The organism is Streptomyces sp. NPDC044984, assembly GCF_040646935.1.
GTDB lineage: Bacteria > Actinomycetota > Actinomycetes > Streptomycetales > Streptomycetaceae > Streptomyces.
Genome location: NZ_JBEZBE010000026.1, coordinates 91,379 through 106,460, shown reverse-complemented (window position 1 = coordinate 106,460; position 15,082 = coordinate 91,379). Strand labels below are relative to the sequence as shown.

The window sequence follows — 15,082 nt, the reverse complement described above, 5'->3', positions numbered from 1 at the left end:
TGCAACGGCGGACGCGTGCGGGCCGCCGTCGCGGAGACGGCGGCCCGTGTCCCGGTACCCGCTACCGCTGCTTGATCCGCAGGAACGTCACCGAGTTCGCCGGGAAGGTGTACGTGAACTTCTCCGCCGCGCCCCGGAAGGTGGACGTCACCGGGGTGACCGGGGCGTCCGTCTCGGTGTTGACCGCGTCCGCGTCGGCGGCCAGGGTGGTCACGCGAGCCTTGGCGGAGACCCTCGCGCCGCCGAGGTCGATCGCCGTGCGGGCCTCGGCCGGCCGGGCGTTGACGACCTTGACGATCAGGTCGCCGGTGCGGGCGTCCTCGGTGACCACCTGGCGGAACGGCTCGGCCGGCTTGTCGTCGGTGAAGCCGCCCCACTCCTGGCCGTCGAGGTAGAGGGTCACCTGGCGGCCCCGCACCTTGACGTCGATGTCGTAGGCGCGGCCCGTCTCGATCGAGCCGGCCTTGGAGATCAGCGTCGACTTGCCGCCGTCCGAGGCCTGCTCGACGGCGGACCGGGTGTTGTTCCAGCCGCCGAGGTTCCACCAGTAGTAGTTGCCGGTGTCCTTGACGCCGAAGGCGACGAGGAAGCCCTCCTTGCCGGCCTTCTTGGTGGCCTTCACGTGCAGGTCGTAGTCGTGCCAGGCCGGGTCGCCGGCCGTGACCAGGGTGTTCTCGGCGGCCTCGTCGGTCTGCACGTACTGCCCGTCCTGGACGCTCCAGCTGCCGCCGCCTTGTTGCGTCCACTTCGAGGCGTCACCGGAGAAGTCGTCGCTCAGCAGCGTCGTGCCGTCGGCGGCGGTCACCTCCACGTCGTCGTACGCCGCGCTCGTCGCCCACGTCGACAGGCCGACGGCGCCGGTGACGGGGCCGCTGACGTCCGGGGTGGTGCTCGCCCGCGACGGGACCACGCGGTCGCCGACGTTGGTCATGAACAGCTTCTGGACCTCGTAGTTGGCCGAACCCCAGGAGGCGTGGTTGTTGAACCAGATCATGTCCGGCGACCACTGGACGTAGTCCTCGTTGGCGAGCAGCGGCGCGTACGAGGCCAGCTCGACGATGTCGGCGTTGCGCTCCAGGCCGGTCATGAAGGCGGCTTCGGCGAGGCCGTTCTTCCAGGCGTTGCCCTGGGAGGCGTACTCGCCGAGGAAGACCTTCGGGCCGTTCCTGTCGTAGGAGTCGTAGCGGTCGTTGTTCTGCAGGAACCACTGCGGGCTGTTGTAGTAGTGCTCGTCGACCATGTCGACCTCGCCCTCGCGGTTGAGCTGCCAGGCGGTGTCGAAGGTCGTGCCGGAGTCGTCGGGGCCGGAGTTGGAGACGACCGTGATGTCCGGGTACTTCGCCTCGATGGCGGCCCGGAACTGCTGGAAGCGGGCGAAGAACTCGCGCGGCAGGTTCTCCTCGTTGCCGACCCCGATGTGGGTGAGGCCGAAGGGCTCGGGGTGGCCCATCTCGGCGCGGACCTTGCCCCAGGTGGAGGTGGCCGGGCCGTTGGCGAACTCGATCAGGTCGAGGGTGTCCTGGATGTGCCGCTTCAGCAGTGCGGGGTCGTCGGTGGCCCTGTTCTGGCCGCAGCCGGTGACCAGCGCGGGGACGACGGGCAGCGGCATCGCGCCGACGTCCTCGGCGAAGCGGAAGTACTCGTAGTAGCCGAGGCCGTAACTCTGGTTGTAGCCCCAGAAGTTGGCGTTGGTGGCGCGTTCCTCGACCGGGCCGACGGTGTCCTTCCACTGGTAGGAGCGCTTGCGCTGCCAGCCGGAGGCCTCGCTGTAGTCCTCCATGGAGCCGGTGTTGACCAGACAGCCGCCGGGGAAGCGGACGAAGCCGGGCTCCAGGGCGGCGATCTTCTCGGCGAGGTCCTTGCGCAGGCCGTTGGGCTGGTTCTTGTAGGTGTCGCGCGGGAACAGCGACACCATGTCGAGGGCGGCGGCACCGGAGGAGGCGACGGCGAGCCGGCCGCGGTTGCTGGTGCGGGTCGCCTTGAAGGTGGCCTCGTACTTCGCCCAGCCGCCCTCGACGGCCACCTTGCGGGCCTTCGCGAGCTCACCGGCGGCGTCCTTCAGCGTGACGGTGAGGGTGGTGCCGCTCTCGGCGCGGGCCCACACCGAGAAGTCGTACCGCTCGCCCTCCTCCACCCGGACGCCGGTGTTGTAGCCGGAGTTGGTGACCGACGAACCGGCGGCCAGGGAGAGGTAGTTGCGGTTGCGCTCGTTGAGCCGGCCGGAGTCGTTCACCACCTCGGCCGTGCCGCCCACCGCCCAGGAGGTCAGGGGCGTGTAGGAGCCGTTGTCGGCGGTGGAGTACTCGAAGGACCGGTTCTGCACGAGCTCGGCGTACAGGCCGCCGTCGGCGGCCCGGTTGATGTCCTCGAAGAAGACGCCGTACATCGTGTCGTCGATCTCCGCGCCCTCGGCTCCCGGGTCGACGGTGATCGTGTAGTCGGTGGTGTCCTCGGCGTGCGCGGGGGCCGGGACGAGGGCGGCGGCCGTCAGGAGCGCGGTGGCGGTGAGACCGAGTCTGAGGCGGGTGCGGTGGCGTGCCGTGCGTGACATGGATACTCAGCGGCTCTCTCTAGGAGTGGATGACTCTAGGAGGTGTTCGATATATCGATCAGTGGTCAGCACTTCGAACGGCAAGATAGGGAGGAGGCAGGAGCACGTCAATGGGTCGTGCGACGACGAGCACCACGCGGGAACGAGGCGGGATGGGCGAGTTCTGGCCAGTGCCCGACGTACTGGGCTATCTGAGCGGCCGCTGGCGGGCGGAACGGACCGTGCGGGACCTGGCGAGCGGCGAGGAGGGGCGCTTCGAGGGGACGGTCGTTTTCGGCCCGCTGGAGGGCGGCGGCCTGCTGCAGAGCGAGACCGGCGACTTCACCTGGCGGGGCGTCACCCGGCCCGCCGGGCGGACCCTGCGCTTCCTGCCCGGTCCGGGCGGCACGGCGGACGTGCGGTTCGCGGACGGGCGCCCCTTCCACGGCCTGGACCTCTCCACGGGACGGTACGTCGCCGACCACCCCTGCTCGGCCGACCTCTACCGGGGCGAGTTCACCGTCCGGGACGCGGACCACTGGCGGACCCTCTGGCGGGTGCGCGGTCCCGCGAAGGACCTGGAGCTCACCACCGGCTACGCGCGCGTGGGCTGAGCGGGCACCCCTTCGAGGCGCAGGCTCCAGCGGCCCGCCCGGCCGGCGACGCCGATCGTCGACAGCGAGCGGACGTCGATGTTCCAGTACGTGGCGGGCGGAGCCTTGAGCACGTACACCAGGGCCGCGCGGATCACCGACGGCTCGGCCACGGCGACGATCCGGCAGCCGTCCTCGACCGGCCGGGTGTCGAGCCAGCCGCCGACGCGGCCGATGAAGGCCGGCAGCGACTCCCCGCCGTGCGGGGTGGACCGCGGGTCGGCGAGCCAGGCGTCGACGGCCCCCGGCTCCCGGGCCATCGCCTCCCCGAGGGTCAGCCCTCGCCAGCGGCCCATGTCGCAGTCGCGCAGGGCGAGTTGCACCAGCGGCGCGTATCCGAGCCCTTCCCCGGTGGCACGGCTGCGCGGGGCCGGGGAACAGTAGCGCAGATCGGCCGCGGCGAGCGGCAGCAGTTCGTGCGCGACCCGTCGCACCTCGCTCCAGCCGGCCTGGTCCAGCGGCCGGTCGTCCTCGAAACGTTCGGCGAGGACCGAGGAGCTCCCCGCGGCGGCGACGAACGTGACCCGAAGTGCCATGCGGGGATCGTGGGTCTCCGGGGTGCGCGGGTCAAGAGGTGTCACGGAGACGTCACTCAAGGTGCATCCGGGCTTACCGGCTGGCAGGGACGCGTCGGGCAAGTGCCCCGAAACGCGCCGTCATTCCCGGACGAGCGTCATCCAGTGGTCGGGCCGCTCCAGCGGCCGGAACCCGAGCTTCGCGTAGACCCCGTGCGCGTCGTACGTGGCCAGCATGATCCGCTTCAGCCCGCAGGGCCGCAGTTCCTCCCGCACGGCCGCCACCAGGGCCGTACCAATGCCCTTGCCGCGCACCGACGGGTCCACGTACACGTCGCACAGCCAGGCGAAGGTCGCCCGGTCGGTGACGACCCGGGCGTACGCCACCTGCTCCCCCGAGAGCGTGTCGTGGACGCCGAAGTTGAGCGAGCCCTCGATCGCCCGGTCCTGCTTCTCACGGGAGCGGCCCAGCGCCCAGTAGGCGTCGGTGGACAGCCACCGGTGCACGCGCTCGGCGTCGATCCGGGCGGTGTCGGTGGAGGTCTCGTAGCCCTCGGGCAGGCGCGGGGTGTCGGTCACGGCCGGATGCTCGCAGGTCGGGCGGGGCGGCGTCGAACCGTTATCCCCGGTGTCCCGGCACCTCGTCGCGGGCGGCGCGCAGTCGCCGTACCCCCTCCGCGATCTCCCCGGTGCCGGCCACCGCCGCGAAGCTCAGGCGGAGGTGGCCGGCCGGGGGTTCGGCGCTGAAGTAGGGGCGGCCGGGAGTGACGGCGACGCCCGCGCGCAGGGCGGCGGCGGTCAGGGCCGGCTCGGACGTGCCGTCGGGCAGCCGCAGCCACAGGTGGTAGCCGCCGGACGGGATGTGCGGCAGGGCGAGTTCGGGCAGGCGCAGGCGGAGCGCGGCGGTCATCGCGTCCCGGCGGGCCCGCAGCGCGGCCGAGACCGCGCGCAGATGGCGCGGCCAGGCGGGCGAGCCGACGAGTTCCAGCGTGGCCTCCTGGAGGGGCCGGGGCACGAAGAAGGTGTCGACGACCTGGATGGCCCGCAGCCGTTCCAGGACCGGGCCGTGCGCGGCCAGGGCGCTCACCCGGAAGCTGGGCGAGGTCGCCTTGGTCAGCGAGCAGACGTGCACCACCACCCCGTCGGGGTCGTCGGCGGCGAGCGGGCGCGGCAGCGGGCCCGCGTCCTCGTGCACCAGCCGCCGTACGAAGTCGTCCTCGACCACGAAGGCGCCTGCCTCGCGGGCGATGCGCAGCACCTCACCGCGCCGGTCGGGGGCGAGCACGGCGCCGGTGGGGTTCTGGAACAGCGGCTGGCAGACGAAGACCCGGGCGCCGGTCGCCCGGAACGCGTCCGCGAGCAGCGCGGGCCGTACGCCGTCCGCGTCCACCGGGACGGGCACCGGGCGCAGTCCCGCCGCGCGGGCGATGGCCAGCATGCCCGGGTAGGTGGGCGACTCGACGAGGACGGGGGCGCCCGGCGGGGCGAGCGCGCGCAGGGCGGTGGTCAGCCCGGACTGCCCGCCCGAGGTGACCAGCACGCCCGCCGCCGTCATCGGCCCGCCGATGCTGCGCGCGAACCACTCGCGCAGCTCCGGCAGCCCCTCCATGGGCGGCCGTCCCCAGGCGCCCGGCCGCCGTCCGGCCCGGGACAGCGCCGCCGCCATGGCCCGCTCCGGCTGCAGGGAGGGGTGCAGATAGCCGCCGTTGAACTCGATCACCCCGGGCGGCGGGGCGGCCAGCGAGACCAGCACCCCGGAGGCGTCCACCGAACGCGGTACGAGGTCGGCGGCCCCGTCGGCGCTGAGGGCGACCTCCTGCCAGGAGGTGTCCCCGGCGGGCGCGGCCGTCGTCCGGGGCTGTGCGCGGAAGGCGCCGGCGCCGGGCCGGGTGATCACCAGGCCCTCGGCGGCGAGCTGCGCCAGCGCCCGGGAGACGGTCACCGGACTCACCCGGAACCGCTCCACCAGGGCCCGACTGGAGGGGAGCTTTCCACCGGGAGAGTAGCGGTCCAGCTCCCTCCGCAACTGTTCCGCCAGCTCACCGACACTGCTACGCTCATGCATGAGAGCACAGAATAGCGCTACCGCTGATCTGCCGATAGCAGTCACCGCCCCCCGCGACCGCCGCGGCTTCGGCACCCTCCAGGCCGCCCTCGGCGTGATCGCCTTCTCCCTCACCTTCCCGGCCACCGCCTGGGGTCTCGAAGGCTTCGGGCCCTGGTCGCTGGTGGCGGTGCGCAGTGTGCTCGCGGCGTTCATCGCCGGCGGCTGTCTGCTCGCCCTGCGCGTCGCGCCGCCGGCCCGGCGGCACTGGCCCGGACTCGCGGTGGTCGGCGCGGGAGTGGTGCTCGGTTTCCCGATGCTGACCACCCTGGCGCTGCAGACCTCCACCACCGCGCACGCGGCGGTCGTGGTGGGCCTGCTCCCGCTGACCACGGCACTGCTGTCCGCCCTGCGCGTCGGCTCCCGGCCCTCGCGCGTCTTCTGGGTGGCGGCCCTCGCCGGGGCCGCCGCCGTCGTGGCGTTCACGGTGCAGCAGAGCGGCGGCGCGCTGACCACGGCCGACCTGTACCTGTTCGGGGCGCTGCTGGTGTGCGCGGCCGGGTACACCGAGGGCGGCAGGCTGGCCCGGGTGATGCCGGGCTGGCAGGTGATCGGCTGGGCGCTGATGCTGTGCCTGCCGCTCACCGTGCCCGCCGCCGCGGTCGCGCTGGCCGTCGAACCGGTGACGCTGACCGCCCACAGCGTGACCGGCCTGCTGTGGGTGGCGGCGGGCTCGCAGTTCCTCGGGCTGATCGTCTGGTACCGGGGCATGGCGGCCATCGGCATTCCCAAGGCCAGCCAGTTGCAGCTGGCCCAGCCTCTGCTCACACTGGTGTGGTCGGTGCTGCTGCTGAACGAGCAGCTGACGGTGGCCGCCCCGCTGACGGCCGCGGCTGTGCTCGTGTGCATCGCCGTCACCCAGCGGGCACGCGGTTGAGAGGAGGCCCCGATGCGCGCAACCGAGGGCGACCAGCTTGTCCAGCACGGCAGGGTGGTCGGCCAGCACGACAAGGTCGGAGAGATCGTCGAAGTGATGGGCCAGGAAGGGAACCCGCCCTACCGCGTCCGTTTCCAGGACGGGCACGAGGGCGTGTGCTCGCCCGGCCCCGACACCGAGATCCGGCACAAGACCCCACAGCACTAGATCAGCGCGGAGGTTCCGCCGGCTGCCGGTAGTGGTCGGCGACCACCCGCGCCATCGCCCCGACGGGGTCGGCCGTCACCTCACGGGCGGCGAAGAAGACGTGCCCGCGCACCTCCGGGTGCGCGGCGGCCAGCGTGAGGTGGCGGGACAGCTCGGCCGGATCCCGCCAGGCCGCGGGCTGGGCCGGGTCGCCCGCCTTGTAGAGGGCCTCCCCCGCGTACAGCAGGGTCCCGGAGCCCCGGACGACCTCGGCCCACCAGGGCAGCAGCTTCGCGTAGTCGGCGGCGGCGAAGCCGATGTTCCAGTACAGCTGCGGGCAGATGTAGTCGATCCAGTTCTCCCGGGCCCACCGGCGGGTGTCGGCGTGCAGGTCGTCGTACGTCTGCACGCCCGCGCGGGTGTCGGAGCCCCGCCCGTCCACGTCGGCGTTGCGCCACACGCCGAAGGGGCTGATGCCGAAGCGGGTGCCGGGCCGGATCTCCTTGATCCCGGCGGCCGTCTCGCGCACCAGCCGGTCGACGTTGTCCCGCCGCCAGGCCGCCCGGTCCGGGAAGCCGCCGCCGTGGGTGTCGTGGGCGAGGTCGTCGTCGAAGGTCTGGCCGGCCACCGGGTACGGGTAGAAGTAGTCGTCGAAGTGGACCGCGTCGACGGGGTAGCGGCGCACCGCGTCGAGCATCGCCTCCCGTACGAAGGCACGGACCTCGGGCAGCCCCGGGTTGTAGTAGAGCCTGCCGCCGTACGGGACGGTCCAGCCGGGGTTGCGGCGGGCGGGGTGGGAGGCGGTGAGCCGGCCGGGGTCGGCGTGCGTGGCCACGCGGTACGGGTTGAACCAGGCGTGCAGCTCCAGGCCTCGGGCGTGGGCCTCGGCGACGGCCGTGCCGAGCGGGTCCCAGCCGGGATGCGCGCCCTGGGTGCCGGTGAGGTACTGCGACCACGGCTCGTACGGCGAGGGCCACAGCGCGTCGGCCGTGGGCCGCACCTGGAGGATCACGGTGTTGAGGCGGTTGCGGACGGCCGCGTCGAGGTGGGCGAGCAGTTCGGCGCGCTGCCGCGCGGCGCTCAGCCCCGGCCGGGAGGGCCAGTCCCGGTTGGTGACGGTGGCCACCCACATGCCCCGCATCTCACCGGTCGCCGCGGCCGGCACCGCGCGTCGCCGCGGCGCGGCGGACGCCCGCGGCACCATCGCCAGCGCGGCCAGCCCCGCCGTCGCGAACATCCTGCGTGACACCCGTCCCATGACGCCCCCCTGGAACACCGCCGAACCGCCTGGTCGGACACGGTCCTGCGCCCAGGATGCCCCACCCCCACGATCGATCATCGATACTTCGGAGTAACGTGCACGGACGGAGCAGGAACCGGGACCCGGCGAGCCTGCCACAGCCGTAAGCAGTAGCGAAGGGAACGATGTGACCGACATCGAGCGCGTCGGAGTGGTGGGCTGCGGTCAGATGGGTGCGGGGATCGCCGAGGTGTGCGCCCGGGCCGGACTGGACGTCAGGGTCGCCGAGACCACCGGCGAGGCCCTGGAGATCGGCCGTACCCGGCTGTTCAACTCCCTGTCGAAGGCGGCCGAGCGCGGCAAGATCTCCGAGGAGGAGCTGGCGGCCACGCAGGCCCGGCTGAGCTTCACCACGGACCTCGGCGAGTTCGCCGACCGTGATCTGGTGATCGAGGCCGTGGTCGAGAACGAGCAGGTCAAGACCGAGATCTTCCAGGTCCTCGACCAGGTGGTGACCCGGCCGGACGCGATCCTGGCCTCCAACACCTCCTCCATCCCGCTGGTGAAGCTGGCGGTCGCCACCTCGCGGCCCGACCACGTCATCGGCATCCACTTCTTCAACCCGGCCCCGGTGCAGAAGCTGGTCGAGCTGATCCCGGCGCTGACCACCTCCGAGGGCACGCTGAGCCGGGCCCAGGTCTTCGCCGAGAAGGTGCTGGGCAAGCACGCGATCCGCGCCCAGGACCGCTCCGGCTTCGTGGTGAACGCGCTGCTGATCCCGTACCTGCTCTCCGCGATCCGGATGTTCGAGTCGGGCATCGCCAGCCGCGAGGACATCGACAACGGCATGGAGATGGGCTGCGCCCACCCGATGGGCCCGCTGAAGCTGTCCGACCTGATCGGCCTGGACACGGTGGCCTCGGTGGCGTACTCGATGTACGAGGAGTACAAGGAGCCGCTGTACGCCGCTCCGCCGCTGCTGCAGCGCATGGTCGACGCGGGACGGCTGGGCCGGAAGTCGGGGTCGGGGTTCTACACCTACGGCTGACACCGCGGTCGTGGGCCCGGTCCGGTGGTTCCGGGTCGGGCCCACAGTCGTTCCCGCCGGGGCGACGGCTGGGCGGAGTCGCGTCACTCCCGAGACGGCCTGTCCCTCACGACGCTTTTCTGTCGCACTCGTCCGATTTCTCGACCTCCTTCGTGAAGGAGACGATCAGACGCTTCATGGCGTCGGCGTCCCTGTGGTCGGAACCGTAGGCCTGAATTCCGGTGTAGAGCTCCTGCTCGTACTTCTCGTCGACGCAGCCTTCCGTCTTGCCGAACGCCTGCCAGCCGGAATACACGTACCGCCCCTCGTCCGCGGTCTCCTCCACCCGCTCCAGGGTCTGGCCGCGGAGGAAGTGCGCCGTGTCATGGCCACCCTGCCACCATTTCTGGACCGTTCTGACGGCGAGCTTTCCGTCCACGGACACATCGCACCAGATCGACGCGGGGTTGACCTCGGGCTTGACGGAGAGCTTCTCCCCCGGCGGGAGGAACGGAGTGAGCTCCTCGGCGTCGACGCGTATGCCGCAGAGGGTGCCCGGCACGGAGTAGTCCCTGGTCTCTTCGTCGGCGCCGCATCCCGTGACCGTGGGGGCCAGGGTGGCGAGAAGGACGGCGACGAAGGCAGGACCGGAGCGTGGTCCGGGAGCCGGTCGACGGCGGGTCATGGTGGTACCTCTCAAGGGCTGTTTGATATCCGGGTGAGGTTCGGCGACTTGGTCAGGACGTTGTCCGGCTGCCCGGAGTACGGCCGTCGACGATCGCCTGGGCGTTGTAGAAGCCCTGTTCGCCGCTGTCTCGGGCCCAGTTCTCGGCGTCGGCGGGGTCGACCATGCCGTGCTCTTCCGCGGCCAGCCGGGCCGCCTGGCCCGAGTGGTTGCCGTTGCTCTCCAGGACCTTCTGCCAGCGCTCGCCCCTCGCGTCCTCGGAGTCCTCCAGTTCCGTGCTCTTGAAGTCCTGGAACACGGATTCGAGGACGGTGCCGGTGACGGTGGTGGTGGCGCCACCCGCGAGGGCTCCGACCCAGGGGGTTGCGACGAAGGAGGTTCCCACGCCGACCGCCGTACCGAGACCACCGGAGATGCTGCTCTTGACCAGGTCCATCGAATCCTTGTAGGCCTCGTCCCGCTCCTTCCCCGCAGCCGCCAGTTCCTCTTGGCGGCCCGCGGCGAGGATGCCGGAGACCTCCCCCGACTTCTCCGCGATCTGCCGCACCACGTCTTCCGTGTCGTCGTCCACGACCCGGCCGGCAGGCAGATCGGGGTTGAGGTGGTACTCCATCAGATGGCTCATGTACGCCTTCTGGCCGACCTCCACCGCCGCGTAGCCGTCCGGGTTCTGGCCCACGGTGAAGAGGAGCTTCGTCACGTCCCGTGGATCGAGTACGGCCTCTTCCCCGTACATGGGGTACATCTTCTGTGTCCGCTCCCACGACGTCGACTCGGGGTCGTCCCGATCCGCGCCGCTGATGGACCGGTTGATGTCCGGGAGGTACTCGGCGGTGATCTGACCCACGCTGTCGATCATGTGTCCGTGCTTGAGCAGACGCTCCTCCGGGTCCTCGCCGATGGACGACACGAGGCGTTCCATGAGCTTGGTCTGCTCGGCGTTGTGGTGCGGTGTGTCCAGGGTCGGCTGTTCACCGGCCGGGTGGCCTGTGGTGGCGGCCTCGAGGGCCATCGCCAGGTTGTTCCGGCCCGCGATGCTCTCCTCGTGCTCGGAGTCGTAGTCGGTGGGCCAGTCACGCTCCTCGAAGAGGTAGTCGAAGTTGGTCAGTGACTTCTTGACCTCCTTGTCGTCCTTCTTCTCCGTGAAGTCGTGGTCCTCGTCCTTGGTGAGGAAGGTGTCGTTGAAGAAGGACGTCGCGGCGTCCGGGTTGTTGGCGAGGGCCTTGAGGTAACCCGTCATCGGGTCCCAGCCGCTGTCCGTGCCCGTGTGGTTGAGCGTCGCGTCGGGACCCATGCGCTGCCAGGCGCCGTGCCGCCCGTTGCTCGTGAACTTCTTCTCCGTGGCCATGAGCTTGTCGCCGTAGCTGTTCAGGAACCGGTCGTCGTAGTCGCCCCAGCGCATCAGGTTGCTCATCACCTGCCCGCCCAGCGGGAAACCGCCGCCGCGGCCCACGGGCTGGTCGACCAGGGCCACCATGTTGCCCTTCCACGAGGTCATCGCGGCGCTGTCGCTCTGGGTGGCGCTGGCGAGGGTGAGGCTCAGGTGCTTCTGGAGGTCGTCGAACTGCTCCCGGCGGTCATGGCGCAGCTCCCACCCCGCGTTCTGGCCGGTGATGCCGGTCCAGAAGTCCAGTGTCTTCCGCGGTCCGAGCGTGGTGGCGAAGCGTTCGGCGAACAGCGGGTCGGCGGAGTACTTCTTCAGCCCCGCGTTGAGCCGGTCGAACTCGGCGGTGGAGAGCTTCTCCGGGTCCTTCTTGGCGAGTGCCGCCAGCTCGTCGGCCGTCTTGAGCGCTTCGGCGGCCGCGTCCCGGTCCTGGTAACTAGCGTCGCCGAAACCGTAGTTGGTCTGGTCGGCCAGCGCCTTGAGGACTTTGCTGGCGGAGTTGTCACTCTCGGTGGCCTTGCCGAGGATGCCCTGGATCTCGTCGCGCAGGGCGTTGACGTCGCTCTGGGTGTGGGAGGGCGGGGTGTGGCCCTCCGCCGCGCGGTCCGGGTGGACGTTCATGGTGACGGTGAAACCGCCGTCACCGGTGTCCATCACGGTGAGGTTCTTCTTCAGGCCGCGGTCGATGGCGTCCTTCAGCTGGGTGCGGTAGCCCTTCAGCTCCCCGGCGGTGTCCTTGAGGATGTCGTGGATGGACTTGGCCTGGGTGTGGGCGTCCTTGATCTCGCCGGCCGTCTTGCCGATGAACTCCTTGGTGACCCGTGAGTTCTCACCGGCCCAGTTCGCCTTGTTGGCCGCCTGGCGCAGGCCCTTCTCGGCGTCCTCGGCGAGGGTGTTCAGATTGCGGACGATGATCGACCAGTCCTCGACGGCGTCGTCGAGCAGCTTGAGGTTGGCGTGGCGCAGAGTGTCGAGATCCATGAGTGGTGCCCCCGTTGTGCGGTTACTTCTTCTTCTCGCCGTAGATCGGGTTCTTCTCCCCGGCCGGTCCCACCCGCTCGTCGAACCCGGCGTCGAGGGTGGCGATGCTGCTCATCTGCCGCTGGATGTAGGCCTCGTCACCATTGTGGATCTTCTTGGTGACCTGCATGTGGTTGGAGATGTGTGCGCAGGCGTCGAGGACGGTGTTCAGCTGCGTGGACCAGCGGTTCGACACGTGCTGGAGTCCGGAGCCGAGCGCGAATCCCTGTGAGGACAGGTCGCTCGCCGCCTCGTCGACGCTCGTGTTGTCCAGGCGGGCCTGGTCCCAGAGCCGGTCGTAGAGCTCGTGCGCGTGGCTGCCGATCTTGGAGAGGTCCTGCTGGTTGACGTTGAGGTCACCCGTCTTGTCGGGCGTCGTCGGGGCCGAGCCCGGGCCGGAGTCGCCGGGATACTGGTTGAGCTGCATCTGTGTCGCGCCGCCCTGCTGGCGTTCCAGCGCTTCGGCCTTCAGTTGGTTCCACTCGTCCCACGCCACCGACCTGCTCCTTCATCCCCGAAGACCATCGCCGGCAGGCCACTGATCGGCCCCGGCGCCGCTAGCGTAGTCATTCGTCCTGGAGTTCGGGACCGCTGCCCGCAGTCTCCTCCAAGGTCTCCACAGGACGTGGCCCGGGGGTCGGCGAGTCGGTGGTGCGTCCGAGGGCCCGGCACCCGAGGGCGCCGGGCCCTCGGTGTCAGGGCCTGCCGTCCTGGCCGAGCCGGAGGTGGTGCAGCAGGAGTAACGCCGCCGCCATGCCGGCGGCCGGGACCTCGCCGGCGGCGACCAGGTCGGGGACCACTTTCAGGGGCACCCACTCCCGGCGGTCCGACTCGAAGTCGTCCACGGGGTGTCCGACGTACTCGCCCTCGTCGGACCAGTAGATGTGGTGCCGGGCGTCGGTGAGGCCGTTGGACGGCTCCACGGTCATGAGGTGGTGCAGCGGCCCCGGACGCCAGCCGGTCTCCTCCTCCAGTTCCCGCGCGGCGGCCCGGGTGACGTCCTCGCCGTCCTCGGCCACGCCGGCCGCGAGTTCCCACCCCCAGCTGTCGGTGATGAAGCGGTGGCGCCACAGCAGGAGGACCTCGTTGGCCTCGTTCACCACCGTGGCCGCGGCGACGGGCCGCAGCCGGATGAGGAAGTGGTCGAGATGTCGGCCGTCCGGCAGTTCGACATCCGCGAGATTGACACTGAACCAGCGATTTGAGTACACGGTCTGTTCGTTCTGCTTCGTCCACTGCACGGTTCTGCCACCTTCCGACGAGTGAGGGGCAATATCGCAGCAGCGGTGGTCCGGCAGGCAGGCGCACGGGAGGCAGCCCGTGGCGCAGCGGCGGGTGCGGCGGAGGCGCGCGGCCGGGCACGGGGGGTCTTGACCCGTGCCCGCGCCTTCGCCCGTGCCCGCGCCTGCACCCGTGCCCGCACCCGTGCCCGCGCCTGCGCTACAGCGGTACGCGCATTGCCCCGTCGATGAGTTCGGCCGCCTCGGCGGTGCCCGCGCAGCCGCTGCGGACGAGGTGCTCGCGCACCTCGCGCAGTCTGTCCCGCAGCCGCTGCGACTCCATTCCCCGGGCCTGCTCGGCCATCCGCACCGCGACGGCCACCGCCTTGTCGGCATTGCCCTGGCGCAGTTCGATGGTGCTCAGCATGGCCAGCCGGTGCACCCGGCCCCGGTCGTGCGCGGGGGTGTCCACGGCCGCCGCCGCGTGTTCCCCGGCCGCCGCCAGCTCGCCGAGGCTGAGCAGCGCCTCCGCCACCTGGACGTTGACCAGGCCGGGCTGGACATAGCCGGTCTCGTCGGGTTCGGTTCCGCGCCGGATCCGCTCGGCGGCCTGTTCGGCCCGCCGGATGCGGGACAGCGCGGCGGTGCCGTCGCCGAGGTGCGCGTACGCCTTGGCCTGCATCGCGTACAGGTCGGAGGCGAGGGCCGGGGTGATGTGGGTGCCGGCGGCGCGCAGCGCGGCCTCCGCGAAGGCGACGGCCTGCCGGTACTCCCGGAGGTACAGCGACTGGTTGACGAGCAGCGCGATCACATAGGCGCCGAGTCCCCGGTCGCCGCTGGCCTTCGCCAGCCGCAGCGCCTGGTGGAAGTAGCGCTGGGCGAGGCCGTGCGCGTCGGAGTCGTACGCGCAGATGCCGGCGACCGCCACCAGGCCGCCGGTGGCCCGGTGCAGTTGGCGGCCGGTGGCGTCGGTGTAGCCGCCGCGCAGCAGCGGGGCGGCCTCGGCGTTGAGGAAACCGACGATCCGGGCGCGGGTCGCGACGCCACCCGCCTTGCGGTACATCTGCTCGTAGTGGGTGCGGGCGGCGCGCAGCATGTCGAGGTCGCCGGGGGTGACCCGGTGCCGGCCGCCGCGGGAGACGTCCATGTCCTCGGGCGGGTTCTCCCACTCCCACACGGGCATGACGGCGGGCGTGCCGGTGACGGCGGGGGCGCCGAGTATGTGCGGGCGCCGCTGCTGGTCGGAGCGCCACAGCGCGGTGGCCCGCTCGACGAACCCGCAGAGCGAGCCGGTGTGCGGGGCGGACGGCTCGCCGGGCACGCCGAGGCCGATGTCGTCGAGGGTGACCTGGCGGTGCAGGCGGGCGGCGAGCACCTCGCAGATCAGGTCGGGCACCTGGCCCCGGGGCCGCTGTCCCTTCAGCCACCGCGCCACGGCGGTGTGTTCGTAACGGAGCGACAGGCCGCGCGCCCGGCCGGCCTGGTTGACGTGCGCGGCCAGGCCCGCGTGCGAGATCCCGGCCTCGTCCAGGAACGCGTCGAGCAGAGTGTTGGGCTGCATTCCAGGCCCCCCGGTGGCTCGGTGCCGGACAGAGTAGTGGTTGCGCGTTCACACGGGGTGTGAACGGAGTGCCCGAATCC

14 protein-coding genes are annotated in these 15,082 nt (G+C 71.3%); 4 read left to right on the top strand and 10 right to left on the bottom strand.

The window, feature by feature from the left end; translation table 11 throughout:
• Positions 1-61: 61 nt before the first annotated feature.
• Entirely contained in the window at positions 62-2,551 is a 2,490-nt protein-coding gene (locus AB0A94_RS26370) for an alpha-L-arabinofuranosidase C-terminal domain-containing protein (RefSeq protein ID WP_361748210.1), read from the bottom strand.
• 152 nt (positions 2,552-2,703) lie between these two features.
• Between AB0A94_RS26370 and AB0A94_RS26365 the strand changes: the two genes are divergently transcribed.
• Positions 2,704-3,144 carry a DUF6314 family protein gene (locus AB0A94_RS26365; RefSeq protein WP_361748262.1) on the top strand — a complete coding sequence of 147 codons (441 nt, stop codon included), beginning with the start codon at positions 2,704-2,706 and terminating at the stop codon, positions 3,142-3,144.
• On the opposite strand, the gene AB0A94_RS26360 is transcribed toward AB0A94_RS26365, so the two are convergent.
• The 3 genes from AB0A94_RS26360 to AB0A94_RS26350 form a co-directional block, all read right to left on the bottom strand.
• A complete protein-coding gene (locus AB0A94_RS26360; RefSeq protein ID WP_361748208.1) occupies positions 3,126-3,719 on the bottom strand; it encodes a histidine phosphatase family protein in 594 nt (197 codons plus the stop codon). The two genes, AB0A94_RS26365 and AB0A94_RS26360, sit on opposite strands and share 19 nt — an antisense overlap.
• A gap of 120 nt (positions 3,720-3,839) precedes the next feature.
• The gene (locus AB0A94_RS26355) at positions 3,840-4,277 is read right to left on the bottom strand and encodes a GNAT family N-acetyltransferase (protein ID WP_361748206.1); all 438 of its coding nucleotides are present in this window, start codon (positions 4,275-4,277) and stop codon (positions 3,840-3,842) included.
• A 40-nt stretch (positions 4,278-4,317) separates the two neighbouring features.
• The gene (locus AB0A94_RS26350) at positions 4,318-5,763 is read right to left on the bottom strand and encodes a PLP-dependent aminotransferase family protein (RefSeq protein ID WP_361748204.1); all 1,446 of its coding nucleotides are present in this window, start codon (positions 5,761-5,763) and stop codon (positions 4,318-4,320) included.
• Between AB0A94_RS26350 and AB0A94_RS26345 the strand changes: the two genes are divergently transcribed.
• Positions 5,762-6,679 carry a DMT family transporter gene (locus tag AB0A94_RS26345; protein ID WP_361748202.1) on the top strand — a complete coding sequence of 306 codons (918 nt, stop codon included), beginning with the start codon at positions 5,762-5,764 and terminating at the stop codon, positions 6,677-6,679. The genes AB0A94_RS26350 and AB0A94_RS26345 overlap by 2 nt on opposite strands.
• A 12-nt stretch (positions 6,680-6,691) precedes the next feature.
• Complete coding sequence (locus tag AB0A94_RS26340) at positions 6,692-6,886, top strand: DUF1918 domain-containing protein (RefSeq protein WP_217130239.1); 195 nt, start codon at positions 6,692-6,694, stop codon at positions 6,884-6,886.
• A 1-nt stretch (position 6,887) separates the two neighbouring features.
• Here AB0A94_RS26340 and AB0A94_RS26335 read toward each other — a convergent pair whose 3' ends face one another.
• Positions 6,888-8,102: a family 10 glycosylhydrolase gene (locus AB0A94_RS26335; protein WP_361748260.1), complete on the bottom strand. Its 1,215-nt coding sequence runs from the start codon at positions 8,100-8,102 to the stop codon at positions 6,888-6,890.
• 190 nt (positions 8,103-8,292) lie between these two features.
• Here AB0A94_RS26335 and AB0A94_RS26330 point away from each other — a divergent pair, with 190 nt between their 5' ends.
• Entirely contained in the window at positions 8,293-9,153 is an 861-nt protein-coding gene (locus tag AB0A94_RS26330) for a 3-hydroxybutyryl-CoA dehydrogenase (protein ID WP_217130240.1), read from the top strand.
• Positions 9,154-9,259: 106 nt separating this feature from the next.
• On the opposite strand, the gene AB0A94_RS26325 is transcribed toward AB0A94_RS26330, so the two are convergent.
• The 5 genes from AB0A94_RS26325 to AB0A94_RS26305 all read right to left on the bottom strand — a co-directional run bounded on the left by AB0A94_RS26325 (position 9,260) and on the right by AB0A94_RS26305 (position 15,002).
• Entirely contained in the window at positions 9,260-9,817 is a 558-nt protein-coding gene (locus AB0A94_RS26325; protein ID WP_361748200.1) for a hypothetical protein, read from the bottom strand.
• 52 nt (positions 9,818-9,869) lie between these two features.
• The gene (locus tag AB0A94_RS26320; protein WP_361748198.1) at positions 9,870-12,182 is read right to left on the bottom strand and encodes a DUF6571 family protein; all 2,313 of its coding nucleotides are present in this window, start codon (positions 12,180-12,182) and stop codon (positions 9,870-9,872) included.
• Between the two features lie 22 nt (positions 12,183-12,204).
• Positions 12,205-12,717 carry a hypothetical protein gene (locus AB0A94_RS26315; RefSeq protein ID WP_361748196.1) on the bottom strand — a complete coding sequence of 171 codons (513 nt, stop codon included), beginning with the start codon at positions 12,715-12,717 and terminating at the stop codon, positions 12,205-12,207.
• 199 nt (positions 12,718-12,916) lie between these two features.
• A complete protein-coding gene (locus AB0A94_RS26310) occupies positions 12,917-13,462 on the bottom strand; it encodes an NUDIX hydrolase (RefSeq protein ID WP_361748194.1) in 546 nt (181 codons plus the stop codon).
• 199 nt (positions 13,463-13,661) lie between these two features.
• The gene (locus tag AB0A94_RS26305) at positions 13,662-15,002 is read right to left on the bottom strand and encodes a transcriptional regulator (RefSeq protein WP_361748192.1); all 1,341 of its coding nucleotides are present in this window, start codon (positions 15,000-15,002) and stop codon (positions 13,662-13,664) included.
• Between the last annotated feature and the right edge of the window lie 80 nt (positions 15,003-15,082).

Bases quoted from the DNA above. Each gene is read 5' to 3' on its own strand.
- AB0A94_RS26370 (WP_361748210.1), bottom strand. From the start codon at position 2,551: ATGTCACGCACGGCACGCCACCGCACCCGCCTCAGACTCGGTCTCACC.
- AB0A94_RS26365 (WP_361748262.1), top strand. From the start codon at position 2,704: ATGGGCGAGTTCTGGCCAGTGCCCGACGTACTGGGCTATCTGAGCGGC.
- AB0A94_RS26360 (WP_361748208.1), bottom strand. From the start codon at position 3,719: ATGGCACTTCGGGTCACGTTCGTCGCCGCCGCGGGGAGCTCCTCGGTC.
- AB0A94_RS26345 (WP_361748202.1), top strand. From the start codon at position 5,762: ATGAGAGCACAGAATAGCGCTACCGCTGATCTGCCGATAGCAGTCACC.
- AB0A94_RS26350 (WP_361748204.1), bottom strand. From the start codon at position 5,763: ATGCATGAGCGTAGCAGTGTCGGTGAGCTGGCGGAACAGTTGCGGAGG.
- AB0A94_RS26340 (WP_217130239.1), top strand. From the start codon at position 6,692: ATGCGCGCAACCGAGGGCGACCAGCTTGTCCAGCACGGCAGGGTGGTC.
- AB0A94_RS26335 (WP_361748260.1), bottom strand. From the start codon at position 8,102: ATGTTCGCGACGGCGGGGCTGGCCGCGCTGGCGATGGTGCCGCGGGCG.
- AB0A94_RS26325 (WP_361748200.1), bottom strand. From the start codon at position 9,817: ATGACCCGCCGTCGACCGGCTCCCGGACCACGCTCCGGTCCTGCCTTC.
- AB0A94_RS26320 (WP_361748198.1), bottom strand. From the start codon at position 12,182: ATGGATCTCGACACTCTGCGCCACGCCAACCTCAAGCTGCTCGACGAC.
- AB0A94_RS26305 (WP_361748192.1), bottom strand. From the start codon at position 15,002: ATGCAGCCCAACACTCTGCTCGACGCGTTCCTGGACGAGGCCGGGATC.